We start from the raw sequence: 16,200 nt of genomic DNA, 5'->3' as shown, positions 1-16,200 counted from the left end.
AGCGCTCGCGCAAGGAGAACGCCCCGCCGTCTCCGACGGAGACGGCGGGGCGCACAAGAGGCCGTTCAGGGCGAGGCGCCCCTGGGGCGGACCACGCACGGGCGACTAGGTAGCCCGCCTGCGCCGCGCCCCCGGGCGTCGCTCGCTCGGCCGGGTCACCGGGTCGCCGGCCTCCCGCGCGGCCGCCCTGCGGCGCAGGCCGAAGTCGGCCAGGGCCTCGGCCAGCTTGAGCACGGACGGCTCGGGAGCCATCACGTCGACCCGCAGGCCGTGCTCCTCCGCCGTCTTGGCGGTCGCCGGGCCGATGCAGGCGATCACCGTGACGTTGTGCGGCTTGCCGGCGATGCCGACCAGGTTGCGCACGGTGGACGACGACGTGAAGAGCACCGCGTCGAAGCCGCCGCCCTTGATCGCCTCCCGCGTCTCGGCCGGCGGCGGCGAGGCCCGCACGGTCCGGTAGGCGGTGACGTCGTCGACCTCCCAGCCCAGCTCGATGAGCCCGGCCACCAGGGTCTCGGTGGCGATGTCGGCGCGCGGCAGGAACACCCGGTCGATCGGGTCGAAGACCGGGTCGTAGGGCGGCCAGTCCTCCAGCAGCCCGGCGGCCGACTGCTCGCCGCTCGGCACCAGGTCGGGCTTCACGCCGAAGGCGATCAGCGCCTTCGCCGTCTGCTCGCCGACCGCGGCCACCTTGATGCCCGCGAAGGCGCGCGCGTCGAGCCCGTACTCCTCGAACTTCTCCCGCACCGCCTTGACGGCGTTGACGGACGTGAAGGCGATCCACTCGTAGCGGCCCGTCACCAGGCCCTTGACCGCGCGCTCCATCTGCTGGGGGGTGCGCGGCGGCTCGACGGCGATCGTCGGCACCTCGTGCGGCACGGCCCCGTAGGACCGCAGCTGGTCGGAGAGCGAGACCGCCTGCTCCTTCGTGCGCGGGACGAGCACCTTCCAGCCGAACAGCGGCTTGGACTCGAACCACGCCAGCTGGTCGCGCTGGGCGGGGGCGGAACGCTCACCGACCACGGCTATGACCGGCCGGCCGCCCTCCGGGGAGGGCAGCACCTTGGCCTGCTTCAGGGTCTGCGCGATGGTGCCGAGCGTCGCCGACCAGGTGCGCTGCCGGGTCGTCGTGCCGGCGACGGTCACCGTCATCGGGGTGTCGGGCTTGCGGCCCGCCGAGACCAGCTCCCCCGCGGCCGCGGCCACGGAGTCGAGGGTCGTCGACACCACGACCGTGCCGTCGGACGCGCCGACCTCGGTCCAGCAGCGGTCCGAGGCGGTGCGCGCGTCGACGAAGCGGACGTCCGCGCCCTGCGCGTCGCGCAGCGGCACACCGGCGTACGCGGGCACGCCGACCGCGGCCGCGACGCCGGGCACGACCTCGAAGGGGACGCCGGCGGCGGCGCACGCGAGCATCTCCTCCGCCGCGTACGCGTCGAGTCCGGGGTCCCCGGACACCGCACGGACGACCCGCCTGCCGCCCCGCGCGGCCTCCATGACAAGATGTGCGGCATCGCGCACAGCGGGTGTCTCAGCGGTTGTTGACGTGCCGTCAACGAGCGTCGGGAACGGCGTGCCCGTGCCCGCGGCGGAGTCCGGAGAAGGACTCGCGTCCGCGTGCACGACGGCGACGCCGGGCCTGGCGTGCGTCCGCACGACGTCGAGCACCTCGTGCTCGGCGACGAGGACGTCCGCGTGCGCCAGCGCCTCCACGGCGCGCAGAGTCAGCAGTCCCGGATCCCCGGGTCCGGCACCCAGGAAGGTGACGTGCCCGTGTTCGAGGCCAGCGGCTGGAAGGGCGGTGGGGCTCACTGTGCTTGCTCCCCCATCAGACCGGCCGCGCCCTGGGCGAGCATCTCGGCGGCGAGTTCGCGACCGAGCGCCATCGCCCCGTCGTGCGTCTCGGGCACGGGACCGGTGGTGGACAGCTGCACCGTGCGAGAGCCGTCGGGAGTCCCGACGACGCCCCGCAGGCGCATTTCGTTGACAATCTGCCCGTCGGCCAGGAGGTCGGCCAGTGCGCCCACAGGGGCGCTGCAGCCGGCCTCCAGGGCGGCGAGCAGGGACCGTTCGGCGGTCACGGCGACCCGGGTGAACGGGTCGTCGAGCGCGCCGAGCGCGGAGATCAGCGACGCGTCGTGCGCGGCGCATTCGATCGCCAGTGCTCCCTGGCCGGGAGCGGGCAGAACCGTGTCTATCGACAGGAAGTCGGTGACCTCGTCGAGGCGGCCGATGCGGCTCAGGCCGGCCGCGGCCAGCACCACCGCGTCCAGCTCGCCGTCGTGCACGTACCCGATGCGGGTGTCGACGTTCCCGCGTATCGGCACGGTCTGTATGTCCAGCCCGTGGCTGCGCGCGTACGCGTTCAGCTGCGCCATGCGGCGCGGCGAGCCGGTGCCTATGCGCGCCCCGCGCGGCAGGTCGGTGAACTTCAGCGCGTCCCGGGCGACGATCGCGTCGCGCGGGTCCTCGCGCACCGGCACGGCGGCCAGCACCAGGTCCTCGGGCTGGGTGGTGGGGAGGTCCTTCAGCGAGTGAACCGCGAAGTCGACCTCACCCTTGGCCAGCGCGTCGCGCAGCGCGGTCACGAAGACGCCCGTGCCGCCGATCTGCGCGAGGTGCTCACGGGACACGTCGCCGTAGGTGGTGATCTCGACGAGCTCCACGGGCCGCCCGGTCACCTGGCTCACGGCCTCCGCGACCTGCCCGGACTGGGCCATGGCGAGTCTGCTCCGCCTCGTCCCCAGTCTCAGTGCCTTCGTACTCATGCCGCTCATGCCGGCCCTCGGTTCTCTGATGTCTTCTCGGTGCTGTCCTCGGCCCGGGACACGGCGGCCACCGTCTCCTGGTCGAGGTCGAACAGAGTCCGCAGCGCGTCCGCGTACCCGGCGCCGCCGGGTTCGGCGGCGAGCTGCTTGACCCGCACGGTCGGCGCGTGCAGCAGCTTGTCGACGACGCGCTTCACGGTCTGGGTGATCTCGGCGCGGTGCCTGTCGTCCAGGCCGGGCAGCCGCCCGTCGAGCCGGGCGATCTCGCCGGCCACCACGTCGGCGGCCATGGCGCGCAGCGCGACCACGGTCGGCGTGATGTGCGCGGCCCGCTGCGCCGCCCCGAACGCGGCGACCTCGTCGGCGACGATCCGCCGCACCTGGTCGACGTCGGCGGCCATCGGCGCGTCGGCCGAGGCCTCGGAGAGCGACTCGATGTCGACGAGCCGCACCCCGGCGAGGCGGTGGGCGGCCGCGTCGACGTCCCGCGGCATCGCCAGGTCGAGCAGGAAGAGCACCGGCTGCGGCCGGACGAGCGCGGCGACCGGCTCGGGTGTGCGGCGCTCGGGGATGCGGCCGACGGCGGCGGCGGTCGCGGCGAGCGCGGCGATCAGCTCGGCGTCGGCCTCGGGACCGCGCCGGCCGGCGAGCCGCCGGTCGACGGTGGCGTTGTCGACCCAGGCGGCGTGCTGCTCCAGCGTGGCGGCGTCCATGCCGGCGACGGCGGCCTCCCCGATCACGGAGAACCCGTCGCGCTGCACCCCGGACTGCTGGACGGCGGCCAGGTCGAGCGGGCAGTTGTCGTCGCTGCCCGCGGAGGCGGCCGGCAGCGGCCGTTCACCGGCCGGGGCGGCCTCCTCGTCGAAGGCGACGGGCGCGCCGGTGCGGCCCTCGACCGCCGCCGCGACCGACTCCGCCGTCAGGACCAGGCCCGTGGCCCCGGTGCAGGAGACGGCCACGTCGGCACGTGTCAGCTCGGCCGGCACCGACTCCATCGGTACCGCGCGGGCCGACACGTGTCCGCCGTCGGCCTCGGCCAGTATCCGGGTGAGCCGCTCGGCGCGGTCCAGGGTGCGGTTGGCGACGACGACCTCGGCGACCCCGGCGCGCGCCAGGGTGGCGGCGGCCAGCGACGACATGGATCCCGCGCCGATCACGAGGGCGCGCTTGCCCCGCGCCCAGTCCCGCACGTCCCCGCCCGCGGCCAGCTGCTCCAGGCCGAAGGTGACCAGGGACTGCCCGGCGCGGTCGATGCCGGTCTCGGAGTGGGCGCGCTTGCCGACCCGCAGGGCCTGCTGGAACAGGTCGTTCAGCAGCCGTCCGGCGGTGTGCAGCTCCTGCGCGCGGGCCAGGGCGTCCTTGATCTGCCCGAGGATCTGGCCCTCGCCGACGACCATGGAGTCCAGTCCGCAGGCCACCGAGAAGAAGTGGTGGACGGCGCGGTCCTCGTAGTGCACGTAGAGATAGGGAGTGAGCTCCTCCAGGCCGACCCCGCTGTGCTGGGCGAGCAGCGTGGACAGCTCGGCGACGCCCGCGTGGAACTTGTCCACGTCGGCGTACAGCTCGATCCGGTTGCAGGTGGCGAGGACGGCGGCCTCGGCGGCGGGCTCGGCGGCGACGGTGTCCTGGAGCAGCTTGGACTGGGCGTCCGCGGACAGCGACGCCCGCTCCAGCACGCTCACGGGAGCGCTGCGGTGGCTCAGTCCGACGACGAGGAGACTCATGCCGGCATCACGGCGGGCACGTCCCCGTCGGGTCCCTGGTCGGTGGAGTCGCCGCGGCCGGCGGACGCGGACAGGGCGGCTGCCTCGTTGAGGGCGGCCTCCTCGCCGGCCTTGCGCTGCTCGTGGAAGGCGAGGATCTGGAGCTCGATCGAGAGGTCGACCTTGCGCACGTCGACGCCGTCCGGCACGGACAGCACGGTCGGCGCGAAGTTCAGGATGGAGGTGACGCCGGCGGCCACGAGCCGGTCGCAGACCTGCTGGGCCACGGACGGCGGGGTGGTGATGACGCCGATGGAGACCCCGTTGTCGGAGATGATCTTCTCCAGGCCGTCGCTGTGCTGGACGGCGATCCCGGCGACCTGCTTGCCGGCCATGGCGGGGTCGGCGTCGATGAGCGCCGCGACGCGGAAGCCGCGCGAGGCGAAGCCGCCGTAGTTGGCGAGCGCCGCGCCGAGGTTTCCGATGCCGACGATCACTACCGGCCAGTCCTGGGTGAGCCCCAGTTCACGGGAGATCTGGTAGACGAGATACTCGACGTCGTAGCCGACGCCCCGCGTGCCGTAGGAACCGAGGTAGGAGAAGTCCTTGCGCAGCTTGGCGGAGTTGACCCCCGCCGCGGCCGCGAGCTCCTCGGAGGAGACCGTGGGCACCGAGCGCTCCGACAGTGCGGTCAGCGCGCGGAGGTACAGCGGAAGGCGGGCGACGGTGGCCTCGGGAATCCCTCGGCCACGGGTCGCCGGTCGGTGAGTTCGGCCAGTTGCCACGGTGCTCCTGCGGGTAGAGCGGGGCTGTGGGCGGTCGTACGTTCCCAGACCGCCCCGTCGACAGCAGGCTATGTCTTTGTGAACGCGTGCACAAAGATGGTGTCCGATTTGCCCGGCCAACGTGACCGGGGTCACGCGCGTCATTCCAGGGGGCAAAACCGCCACTCTCCTCGTGAATCCCGCCCCCGCGTCCGAACCACCATCGATCCTAAGCGACGTTCGGCGCCCCTTGTACTGCTCGGTCAGTTCCTCAGCCGGTCAGCTCCCCGCGCAGCCGGTCCTCGTCCACCCGCCAGAACGTGTGCTGTCTGCCGTCCACGAGGACGACCGGAATCTGCTCCCAGTACCGGTCGTACAGCTCCCGGTCGTCGGCGATGTCCTTCTGTTCCCAGGGCACGCCGAGCTCCGCGCAGACCTTGTCGACCACCCGCTCGGCGTCGTCGCACAGATGGCAGCCGGACTTGCGGATCAGCGTGACCGACCGGTCGCCCGGCCCGGCCTTGCGTCGAAAGAGGGGACTCATACCGCCATTCTCGCGCTTTCTCCACGGCGTGGCCCCGGCGAGTTCACCTCCTTCGAACCTCTCCGATCCGGAACCGCCGAACACAATGGCTATGCTCACGCCATGGCCGCTCTAGGATGGCTCACCCCCCGTAGGCGCTCCGCCACGGCGCGGAGCGTGTTGGCAGGCGAGGCCTCGGCGGAGGCAGCCCGCAAGTCCACCCAGGCCCTGGACTCCCAGGACGCCCCGGACGCTTCCGCCCGGGAGCCGCAGTTCCCGGTGCACGGCGACGCGCTGGCCGCCGCCTTCTTCGACCTCGACAACACCGTCATGCAGGGCGCGGCGCTCTTCCACTTCGGCCGCGGCCTGTACAAACGGAAGTTCTTCGAGACCCAGGACCTGGTCCGCTTCGCCTGGCAGCAGGCCTGGTTCCGGCTGGCCGGCGTCGAGGACCCCGAGCACATGCAGGAGGCCCGCGACTCGGCGCTGTCCATCGTGCAGGGCCACCGCGTCTCCGAGCTGATGTCGATCGGCGAGGAGATCTACGACGAGTACATGGCCGAGCGCATCTGGCCGGGCACCCGCGCCCTCGCCCAGGCCCACCTCGACGCCGGCCAGAAGGTGTGGCTGGTCACGGCGGCCCCGGTGGAGATCGCCCAGGTGATCGCCCGCCGCCTCGGCCTCACCGGCGCGCTCGGCACGGTCGCCGAGTCGGTCGACGGCGTCTACACCGGCAAGCTCGTCGGCGAACCGCTGCACGGGCCCGCGAAGGCCGAGGCGGTGCGCGCGCTCGCGGCCGCGGAGAACCTGGACCTCTCGCGCTGCGCCGCCTACAGCGACTCCCACAACGACATCCCGATGCTGTCCCTGGTCGGCCACCCCTACGCCATCAACCCCGACGCCAAGCTGCGCAAGCACGCCCGCACCCTGGACTGGCGGCTGCGCGACTACCGCACCGGCCGCAAGGCGGCGAAGGTGGGCATCCCGGCGGCGGCGGGCGTGGGCGCGGTCGCGGGCGGCACCGCGGCGGCCATCGCCCTGCACCGGCGGCGCCGGTAGGCGAGCGGCGGGCCCGGAGAACGACGGGCACGGAGAACGGCGGAAGCGGCCGCGGCGGTACGACAATCGCCCGGCCGCTTCGTCATTGCGCCCGACAACACTCCACACCCACGAGCAAACCCGGCCAATCCAACGGCCGTACCCCCGTAACCCCACACGCAGTCCTGTTGTCCGCGGACAGCCACAACACGCCCCGGACCGACCCGAAACCCGAACCAATTCAGTCAACAATCGTTCATCTTGCGTGACTTGATCGAGCGCCAATAGGCCACAGAAGCGACGTAATCGATGATTTGAGCAACTCGGTGTAGCAGGGCCTGTACGAAGCGTTATTCTCCTCAGACGCATTCCGGCACCCCTCCCGTCGTCACGACGGGTGAAAGGTTCCGCACTGCACGTGATGGAAGCTCTGCCTCTGGGAGTCCCGTGTACCCACACGTCGGGGTTGACACCTCGGGCCTGGCTACGCTGCGCGCAACGGTCGCTACGGTCCAGGACCTGTTGCGCGGCTTCGTCCCCACCGCGTACGCCGTCCCCGCCTTCGCCACAGCCGCTCCGGCGGGCCCGTGCTATGCACTGGCAGAAGGCAGCGCCGCGGTCGGCAGAAGAGGACGCCCGACCGGCGCGACCACCGCCCGCCGACCGGCCGCCGACAGCGACAGCGCCCGGATGATGGATCTCGTCGAACGCGCACAGGCCGGCGAGGCCGACGCCTTCGGGCGGCTGTACGACCAGTACAGCGACACCGTGTACCGCTACATCTACTACCGCGTGGGCGGCAAGGCGACAGCCGAGGACCTCACCAGCGAGACGTTCCTGCGCGCCCTGCGTCGCATCGGGACGTTCACCTGGCAGGGCCGCGACTTCGGCGCCTGGCTCGTCACCATCGCCCGCAACCTCGTCGCCGACCACTTCAAGTCGAGCCGTTTCCGGCTGGAGGTGACCACCGGCGAGATGCTCGACGCCAACGAGGTCGAGCGCTCACCCGAGGACTCCGTCCTGGAGTCCCTCTCCAACGCCGCACTGCTCGACGCGGTGCGCCGACTCAACCCCCAGCAGCAGGAGTGCGTGACGCTCCGGTTCCTTCAGGGCCTCTCCGTCGCCGAGACCGCTCGTGTGATGGGCAAGAACGAGGGCGCCATCAAAACGCTCCAGTACCGGGCCGTCCGCACCCTCGCCCGCCTCCTGCCGGAAGACGCCCGCTGACCCGACCCGTCGGCAGGCCACCGTCGGCCATCCCCAACTCACTTTCAGTGAAAGTCCGTTGACTTCCCGATCCGATCATCCGCCGTCCGTAACCCAAGTGCCGCGCCAGTCGTTGTGCGGGATACAGGCTCCCTGTGGTCACGTCCTGGCCGACCCCGATCACCCGATCGTGTGGAACCGGCCGAGGGCGTGCAACCCTCAGAACCCCCGGGGAGTCGACCGTCATGACGAGAGGAGGTGCCGCCTGTGATCGCGAACGTATCGGCACACCGGCGGGCGAACGCCTTCGCCCAGGCCCTGGAGGAGCAGTCCGACCAGGGCACGGCGGCCGAGCAGACCGAAGGATCACCGCCGGCGCCGGCCGCTGCGGACCAGACCGAGCAGGGCCGCGTCCTGGCCCTCGCCACGAGTCTCGCCGAGCTGCCCAAGCCGGAGATGGACCCCGAGGTCAAGGTCGTCCAGCGCGCCCAGTTGGTCGCCGCCATGGAGGCCATGCTGAAGGCGGGCACCGTGGGAGGCGAAGCGGCGGAACCCTCGGTGCCGGAGCAACGCTCCCACCGGGCGAAGGGCACACACCGGGCCGGTCCCCTGGGCAAACTGCGACCGCGTTCCCGCCTGGCGAAGGGCCTCACGGCGGGCGGCCTCAGCGTCGGCGTCGCGGCGGGGGCCTTCGGCGGCGTCGCCGCGGCCAGCTCCGACGCCCTCCCCGGCGACGGGCTCTACGGACTGAAGCGCGGCATCGAGGACTTCAAACTCAACTACCTGGCCGACGGCGACGACGAACGCGGTCGCACCTACCTCGACCAGGCCTCCACCCGGCTCAGCGAAGCCCGCCGGCTCATGGAACGGGGCCGCAGCGGCGACCTCGACCACGAGTCCCTCGGCGAGATCCGCCGCGCCCTGAACGGCGTCCAGCACGACGCCACGGAAGGCCACCGCCTCCTCCACGAGGCGTACGAACGCGACCCGCACTCCCTGGGCCCCATCCAGGCCCTCGACGCGTTCACCCGCTCGCACCGCGAGGCCTGGGGCGCCCTGCGGGACCGCCTGCCGGTCCAGCTCGGGGACGTCAGCCAGCAGGTCTCCTCGGTCTTCGAGGCCATGGACGAAGAGGTCGCGCCGCTTCAGTCCCTGCTGCCGAAACCGCCCGCCCCCGGCGGCGGCGCCCGCCACGGCACCGGCCCGGCGTCCAGCGGCTCCTCCGAGAGCGGCCGCTCGACCAGCCCCGGCGCCCGCCCCGGCAAGGAGTCGGCCGACACCGGCGGCACCACCCCCGGCGCCCCCGGCACGTCCTCCTCCGGCGCCGCCAGGGACGACGGGGGCCTGCTCGGCGGCGACACCGGCGGCCTGCTCGACCCCCCGAAGGACAACGGCGGCAGCACCGCCCCGGACAACACCCCCGGCACCCGGCCGGACGTCACCCTCCCGCCCCTCCTGCCCGGCCTGCTCCCGGGCCTGGGCATCGACAGCGAGGACGCGGACTGACGAAGCCTTCCGGCGACCCGCACAGCGGTGGGGCGCCCCTTCTTCCGGGAATTCCTCCGGGAAGGGGCGCCCCACCGCTGTGCGGGCTTCGGCCGGCCGCGCCGGACACCGCCCGCCGGCCCACCGGCCCACCGGCCCACCGGCCAGGCTCAGAAGAACACCGACCGCCGCTGCACCAGCAACTTGTAGAGCGTGTGCTGGATCTGCTCCCTGACCTGGTCCGTCAGGTTGAACATCAGCATCGGGTCCTCGGCCGCCTCCGGCGGGAAGCCGTCCGTGCGGATCGGCTCGCCGAACTGGATCGTCCACTTCGTCGGCAGCGGGATCGCGCCCAGCGGGCCCAGCCACGGGAACGTCGGCGTCAGCGGGAAGTACGGGAAACCCAGCACCCGCGCCAGCGTCTTGGCATTGCCGATCATCGGGTAGATCTCCTCGGCCCCCACGATCGAGCAGGGGATGATCGGCGCGCCCTGGCGCAGCGCAGTCGAGACGAAGCCGCCCCGGCCGAACCGCTGTAGCTTGTACCGCTCGCCGAACGGCTTCCCGATGCCCTTGAAGCCCTCCGGCATCACCCCGACCAGGTCGCCCTGGCCCAGCAGCCGTTCCGCGTCCTCGGCGCAGGCGAGCGTGTGACCGAGCTTGCGGGCCAGCTCGTTGACCACCGGCAGCACGAACACCAGGTCGGCGGCGAGCAGCCGCAGATGCCGCCCCGCCGGGTGGTGGTCGTGGACGGCGACCTGCATCATCAGCCCGTCCAGCGGCACCGTCCCGGAGTGGTTGGCGACGATCAGCGCCCCTCCCTCGGCCGGGATGTTCTCGACGCCCTTCACCTCGACCCGGAAGTACTTCTCGTACACCGGCCGCAGGAGCGACATCAGGACCTGGTCGGTCAGCTCCTCGTCGTAGCCGAAGTCGTCGACCTCGTAGTCGCCCGTGAGGCGCCGGCGCAGGAACGACAGGCCGCCCGCGATCCGCCGTTCCAGGCCGCCGGCGCCCCCGTCCTCGCGTTCCGGCCCCTGTTCCTCACCCGTCACAGGAACATCATCCAGCCCGGCCGCCCTGGTGGGCAGGGGCTGGACCTCTCCGGCCTCGCCGATCTCCCGGACCGGCGCGGCCTCGCCGTTCCTGCGCCGGCCGCCCCCGCCCCGGCGCCGGGGCGGCCGCGTCGCCGCGCTCCCGCGGGACCGGTCGTCGTCGAACGGAATGACCTTGGCGTCCGCCATCGTTGCTGCGCTCCTCAGTTGGCGCTCGGCGTCGGGGGGTGGACCGGGACGGCGGCCGGATCGCGGCCCGGCAGCGGCAGCGCGGCGATCCGGTCGACGGCCCCGGCGACGGCCTCGGGAGGCAGCAGCCCCGGCCCCTGGCTGCGCGCGAAGTCCTCGAACGTCCCGGCCGTGGTGTAGCGGGGCCGGAACCCCAGCGTCTCGCGCATCTGCACGGTCGACACCACCCGGCCGTGGGTGAGCAGCCGGATCTGCTCGGGCGAGAAGTCCGTCATGCCCAGCGTACGCACCAGGGAGCCCGCCCAGGTGACGGCCGGCAGCGGCAGCGGCACGGTGGGCCGCCCGAGCCGCCGCGAGCACTGCGACAGCAACAGCACGCCGTCCCCGGCGATGTTGAAGGTGCCGCTGTTGAGCGTGCCCCGCTCCGGCTCGTGCGAGCCGATCCGCAGCACCTCGATCACGTCGTCCTCGTGCACGAACTGCAACCGGGGGTCGTAGCCGAACACCGTGGGCAGCACGGGCAGCGCGAAGTACGCGGCGAGCGGCGTCTCGGCGGTCGGCCCGAGGATGTTGGCGAACCGCAGCACGCACACGGCGACGTCCGGCCGCCGCCGGGCGAAGCCGCGCACATACCCCTCGACCTCGACGGCGTCCTTGGCGAAGCCCCCGCTGGGCAGCGACTTGGCGGAGGTGGTCTCGGTGAACACGGCCGGATCGCGCGGCGCGGACCCGTAGACGTTGGTGCTGGACTTGACGACCAGCCGCTTCACGTTCGGCGACTTCTGGCAGGCGCCGAGCAGCTGCATGGTGCCGATGACGTTGGTCTCCTTGACCGTGGTCCGGCTGCCGCCGCCCAACGCGGTGCCCGTCACGTCGAGATGGACGACCGTGTCCGCGCCGGTCTCGGCGAGCACCCGCGCGATAGTCGGCTGGCGGATGTCGGTCTGGATGAAGTCGGCGCCGCCGAGATGGTGCTCGGGCGGCACGGCGTCCACCGCGACGACCCGGTCGACCTGTGGATCCCGCAGGATCCGCCGTACGAACCGGCCCCCGAGCTGACGGGCCACTCCGGTAACGAGCACGACCTTTCCCAAGATCAGCGCCTTCCTTCCGTCCGGGAACCGCCTGGCTACCCTGCCGCGTTCCCGTCTGCGGGCCAACTTAGCGGGTCGATATCGCGCTGTGGTGACCGGCCGACGCCGACGTGCCGGAAACCGCCGGTCGCACGACCGGACCGGCCACCGCGCCCGTCCCCGCATGCGCACGGCGTCCAGCCGAGCGCACACGGCCCGGACATGCGTGTGGCCCCCCACCGATAACACGGTGGGGGGCCACACGACGCCTACGCGGCTCGCGTCGCGAGGAAGTAAGTACGTTCGCTTACTTCTTGTTGCGACGCTGGACGCGCGTGCGCTTGAGCAGCTTGCGGTGCTTCTTCTTGGCCATCCGCTTGCGCCGCTTCTTGATAACAGAGCCCACGACTACCCTCGCTCACTTCTCATCACTCGGTGCTGGGCGCCATGGGCCCATACGACCTACGAGGGGCTAGCCTACCCGCCCGAGCGCTGAGGTCGTAATCGAGGGAGGGGAGGGGTCCGGGACGGCCCTGCGGCCGGACCCCTCCGCCCTGCCGCCTGCCCTGCGGACAGGCCTGGCCGTCAGGCGGTCTGCACCCCCACATAGCTCTCGCGGAGGTACTCGTGAACCGCTTGCTCGGGGACGCGGAAGGACCGCCCCACCCGGATCGCGGGCAGATGACCGCTGTGCACCAGCCGGTACACGGTCATCTTCGACACTCGCATCACCGAGGCGACTTCCGCCACGGTAAGGAACTGAACCTCGTTCAGAGGCCTCTCGCCAGCTGCAGCCATGACACACCTGAACCTTCCGCACTCGACTCGACGGCCACCGGCTTCCCCTTCCGGTGACTCTTCGTCGCTGCGTGCTCACTCCCCAATGTAGGGGCGGGTGATGCGAGTGGGGAAGAGGTGCACGCATCAGCGGCCTACTCGGACAGACACGCGCGATTGAGTACGTAGCGGGTCAGCGGCTCGTAGTGAGCGGAGCGCACGGCGTCGTCAAGTGGAACGACCACGGAGACGGTCCCCTCGGCCTCCCCGACGAACGGCGCGGGGTCGTCGGAGTCCGCCAGCCCGATCGCCTCGAACCCCAGCTGACCTGCCCCGCAGACCCACCCGTGGTCACCGATCACCAACTCGGGGAGCCGCCCGCCGTCCTCCGCGGCCACCGCGAGCGCCGCCCGAACCGGCAGCGGGGAATGGCTGTGCACACCGGTCGCACAACCGGCGCGTTCAGCGCCGGCCTCCCGGACGACGGCGACGCCCCGGACGTACGCCAGACGGTGGGTGCGTAGACCGAACCGGGTCGTTATGTCGACACAGTGACCCTGCGCCGGGCTGAGGACATCACATCCCGCCGTCGACAGAGCGTCCGCGAGCTCGGCGTAGAAGCCCAGCAGCCGGTGCGGATGCCCGGTCCCGAGGAGCACCCGGCCGCCACGCTCGGCGACCGAGGCGAGCCGGTCCGCGAAAGCGTCCAGTGCGGCCAGCGTCCGTTCGGGATCGATCACATCATGCCCCGAGACGCACCCCGGATCGGCCGAAACCCCACACTTGTCCGCCATCAACGCCAGCAGCTCCCGCTGCCCCCACGGCCGTTCGGGATCCAGCCCGATCAGCACCCGCGGATCCCGTGCGGCGAAGAGCCGGTAGCTGCGCAGGCTCTCCTCCCGGGAGGTCGCCACCACCCCGGCCAGCCCCGCAGCAAGCAGATGCGCCCGAAGGGCCGCGGTACTCGACACGCAAGCGATGCTGACGGACGCACAGCGGGCCCGGGGCGGAAACGGGGCCGACACCGCACGGTCGGCCTAAGCACCCCGGCCCGCCGCCCCCGCACACTCCTTCGCCCTCACCCGCCCCTACGGCCCCACCGGGCACCCAGACCCGCCCGACCCCCACCGACCCCGCCGGGCCTCCTCGACCGCGCCGCCCCCTCCGCCCCACTCGCCCTGGACCGGCGCTCGCCCCGCACCGGTGCTTGCCCCGCGCCGGCGCTCGCGCCTACGCCAGCAGACCGCGCAGGGGGAACACCGCCCGCCGGGTCGCGAGCACCGCCTGGTCCAGCCGGTCGGCGGGGTCGTATCCCGCCTCCCATTCCGCCCACCCCACGGGCCACCGCCCGTCGGTCATCCGCATGGGGCCCAACTGCCGCGTACGGGCGAAGACCTCCTGCCGCCATCCCTCCGGGATCACCGTCTCCGGCGCGACCGGCGTCCCCGCCGCCACCGCCACCAGATGCGCCCAGGACCGCGGCACCACCTCCACCACGGCGTAACCGCCACCGCCCAGCGCCACCCACTTCCCCCCGGCGTGATCGTGCGCCAGCTCGTGGCAGGCCACCTGGACGGCCCGCTGCGCGTCCAGCGACACCGCGAGGTGGGCGAGCGGATCCTCGAAATGCGTGTCCGCCCCGTGCTGCGTCACCAGCACGTCCGGCCGGAAATCGGCGATCAGCTCCGGCACCACCGCGTGGAACGCCCGCAGCCACCCCGCGTCCCCCGTCCCCGCCGGCAGCGCCAGATTCACCGCCGACCCCTGCGCCGCCTCCCCGCCGGTCTCCTCCGGCCAGCCCGTCTGCGGGAACAGCGTCCGGGGATGCTCGTGCAACGAGATCGTCAGCACCCGCGGATCGTCCCAGAACGCCGCCTGCACCCCGTCCCCGTGATGCACGTCCACGTCCACGTACGCCACCCGCTCGGCCCCCAGCTCCAGCAACCGGGCGATCGCCAGCGACGCGTCGTTGTACACGCAGAACCCCGACGCCCCGCCCGGCATCGCGTGGTGCAGACCGCCCGAGAAGTTCACCGCGTGCTGCACGTCCCCGCGCCACACCGCCTCCGCCGCCCCCACGGACAGCCCGGCGATCAGAGCCGACACCTCGTGCATCCCCGCGAACGCCGGATCGTCCATCGTCCCCAGCCCGTAGGCCTGGTCCGCCGCCCCGGGATCCGCCGACGCCGCCTTCACGGCGTCCACGTAGTCCTCCCGGTGCACGAGCCGCAACGTCGACTCCCCGGCAGGCTTCGCCGCGACGACGTCCAGCGCCAGGTCCAGCCCCAGGGCCCCCACGAGCCTCCGGGTCAGATCCAGTCGGACCGGATCCATCGGATGCCCGGGCCCGAAGTCATAGCCCGTTACTGCCTCGTCCCACATCAACTGTGCGCGGCCGCTCATGCCCGTCACCGTATCGGTCCGGCCGCGGAGCGAACGAACGGGCGTACGCCGGCGTCACCAGCACCAGCACCATCGGCACCGCCATCGCCCCGCGGTAGCTCCACGCGTCGCCCAGCGCCCCCACCAGCGGCGAACCGACGAGGAACCCGACGTAGTTGAAGATGTTCAGCCGCGCGATCGCCGCGTCTGACGCCCCCGGGAACAACCGCCCCGCCGCCGCGAACGTCTGCGGCACCAGCACGCACAGCCCCAGCCCCACCAACGTGAAGCCCAGCATCCCCACCCACGCCCCCGGAGCGACCGCCACCACCGCGAACCCGCCCGCCGCCACCAGCGCCCCCGCCCGCACCACGGCCGCCGCGCCGAACCGCCGCACCCCGAAGTCCCCGATGGCCCGCCCGAGCAGCGTCGTCACCATGTACACGTTGTAGGGGACGGTGGCCAGCTGCTCCGAACCACCCAGCACGTCCTGCAGATACTTCGCGCTCCAGTTGGAGACCGTCGAGTCCCCGATGTACGCGAAGGTCATCACCAGACACAGCGGCAGCAGCATCCGGAAGACGACCCCCGAGCCACCGCCCCCCGCCTTCTCCCCCGCACCGTCGCCCTCGCTCTCGCCTGCCACGCCCCCGGCCCCGGAGCCCCCGTCGACGTACCACCGGCTCCCCACCAGCGCGGCGGGCAGCAGCACCGCCACCACCGGCAGATACGACACCCACAGCGCCAGATGCCAGTGCGCCCCCGCCCACGCCAGCGAGGCCCCCACGATGCCGCCCAGGCTGTACACGGCATGGAAACCCAGCATGATGCTGCGCCCGTACGCCCGCTGCAGACTCACCCCGAGCATGTTCATCGAGGCGTCCAGCGCACCCACCGCCAGCCCGAACACCGCCAGCGCCGCCCCGAGCCCCGCCATCCCCCGCCCCGCCCCGACCCCCACCAGGGCCAGCAGCACCACCGGCTGGGACCAGCGCAACACCACACTGGCGGGTATCCGCTTCACCAGCTGCTCGGTCGTCACGCTCCCCACCCCGGCCAGCACCGGCACCGCCGCGAGGAAGACGGGCAACAGCGCGTCCGAGACGCCGTACCGGTCCTGGACGGCCGGGATCCGGGTCACCAGCAGCGCGAACGCGGCCCCCTGCGCGAAGAAGCCGAACGCCAGAGAGGCCCTACCGCGCCGCAGCACATCTGTCATGGCGGCGAGCGTAGGGCC

At 72.5% G+C, this 16,200-nt stretch carries 15 protein-coding genes; 3 read left to right on the top strand and 12 right to left on the bottom strand.

The window, feature by feature from the left end:
- Positions 1-105: 105 nt before the first annotated feature.
- From OG802_RS20265 to OG802_RS20245, 5 genes are all read right to left on the bottom strand, one after another.
- Positions 106-1,812: a bifunctional uroporphyrinogen-III C-methyltransferase/uroporphyrinogen-III synthase gene (locus OG802_RS20265; protein WP_329412443.1), complete on the bottom strand. Its 1,707-nt coding sequence runs from the start codon at positions 1,810-1,812 to the stop codon at positions 106-108.
- Positions 1,809-2,768: a hydroxymethylbilane synthase gene (gene hemC / locus OG802_RS20260; RefSeq protein ID WP_329412442.1), complete on the bottom strand. Its 960-nt coding sequence runs from the start codon at positions 2,766-2,768 to the stop codon at positions 1,809-1,811. Before hemC ends, OG802_RS20265 begins: the two co-directional genes overlap by 4 nt.
- 5 nt (positions 2,769-2,773) lie before the next feature.
- A complete protein-coding gene (locus OG802_RS20255) occupies positions 2,774-4,492 on the bottom strand; it encodes a glutamyl-tRNA reductase (RefSeq protein WP_329412440.1) in 1,719 nt (572 codons plus the stop codon).
- The gene (locus OG802_RS20250) at positions 4,489-5,256 is read right to left on the bottom strand and encodes a redox-sensing transcriptional repressor Rex (protein ID WP_329412439.1); all 768 of its coding nucleotides are present in this window, start codon (positions 5,254-5,256) and stop codon (positions 4,489-4,491) included. Before OG802_RS20250 ends, OG802_RS20255 begins: the two co-directional genes overlap by 4 nt.
- A gap of 250 nt (positions 5,257-5,506) precedes the next feature.
- Entirely contained in the window at positions 5,507-5,779 is a 273-nt protein-coding gene (locus tag OG802_RS20245) for a glutaredoxin family protein (RefSeq protein ID WP_329412438.1), read from the bottom strand.
- Between the two features lie 102 nt (positions 5,780-5,881).
- Here OG802_RS20245 and OG802_RS20240 point away from each other — a divergent pair, with 102 nt between their 5' ends.
- From OG802_RS20240 to OG802_RS20230, 3 genes are all read left to right on the top strand, one after another.
- Positions 5,882-6,817: an HAD family hydrolase gene (locus OG802_RS20240; RefSeq protein WP_329412437.1), complete on the top strand. Its 936-nt coding sequence runs from the start codon at positions 5,882-5,884 to the stop codon at positions 6,815-6,817.
- A gap of 426 nt (positions 6,818-7,243) precedes the next feature.
- Positions 7,244-8,023 carry an ECF subfamily RNA polymerase sigma factor, BldN family gene (locus OG802_RS20235; RefSeq protein WP_329412435.1) on the top strand — a complete coding sequence of 260 codons (780 nt, stop codon included), beginning with the start codon at positions 7,244-7,246 and terminating at the stop codon, positions 8,021-8,023.
- A gap of 246 nt (positions 8,024-8,269) precedes the next feature.
- A complete protein-coding gene (locus tag OG802_RS20230; RefSeq protein WP_329412433.1) occupies positions 8,270-9,508 on the top strand; it encodes a DUF5667 domain-containing protein in 1,239 nt (412 codons plus the stop codon).
- 149 nt (positions 9,509-9,657) lie between these two features.
- On the opposite strand, the gene OG802_RS20225 is transcribed toward OG802_RS20230, so the two are convergent.
- From OG802_RS20225 to OG802_RS20195, 7 genes are all read right to left on the bottom strand, one after another.
- Positions 9,658-10,731 (bottom strand): lysophospholipid acyltransferase family protein, encoded by a 1,074-nt coding sequence (locus OG802_RS20225; protein WP_329412431.1) that lies wholly within the window; start codon positions 10,729-10,731, stop codon positions 9,658-9,660.
- 14 nt (positions 10,732-10,745) lie between these two features.
- The gene (locus tag OG802_RS20220) at positions 10,746-11,825 is read right to left on the bottom strand and encodes an NAD-dependent epimerase/dehydratase family protein (protein ID WP_329412430.1); all 1,080 of its coding nucleotides are present in this window, start codon (positions 11,823-11,825) and stop codon (positions 10,746-10,748) included.
- Positions 11,826-12,111: 286 nt separating this feature from the next.
- Positions 12,112-12,210, bottom strand: coding sequence for a 30S ribosomal protein bS22 (locus tag OG802_RS20215; RefSeq protein WP_003948845.1), 99 nt, complete (start codon positions 12,208-12,210; stop codon positions 12,112-12,114).
- A 179-nt stretch (positions 12,211-12,389) separates the two neighbouring features.
- Positions 12,390-12,602 (bottom strand): helix-turn-helix domain-containing protein, encoded by a 213-nt coding sequence (locus tag OG802_RS20210; protein ID WP_329412429.1) that lies wholly within the window; start codon positions 12,600-12,602, stop codon positions 12,390-12,392.
- Between the two features lie 134 nt (positions 12,603-12,736).
- Positions 12,737-13,552: a phosphatase gene (locus OG802_RS20205; protein WP_329412427.1), complete on the bottom strand. Its 816-nt coding sequence runs from the start codon at positions 13,550-13,552 to the stop codon at positions 12,737-12,739.
- Positions 13,553-13,811: 259 nt separating this feature from the next.
- The gene (locus tag OG802_RS20200; RefSeq protein ID WP_329412425.1) at positions 13,812-14,984 is read right to left on the bottom strand and encodes an acetoin utilization protein AcuC; all 1,173 of its coding nucleotides are present in this window, start codon (positions 14,982-14,984) and stop codon (positions 13,812-13,814) included.
- Entirely contained in the window at positions 14,935-16,182 is a 1,248-nt protein-coding gene (locus tag OG802_RS20195; RefSeq protein WP_329412423.1) for an MFS transporter, read from the bottom strand. The genes OG802_RS20200 and OG802_RS20195 overlap by 50 nt, the downstream gene beginning before the upstream one ends.
- Positions 16,183-16,200 lie beyond the last annotated feature (18 nt).

Origin of the sequence: Streptomyces sp. NBC_00704 (assembly GCF_036226605.1) — a bacterium.
GTDB lineage: Bacteria > Actinomycetota > Actinomycetes > Streptomycetales > Streptomycetaceae > Streptomyces.
Note: the sequence above shows the minus strand (reverse complement) of the source record. Positions and strands in the feature narration are given on the sequence as shown.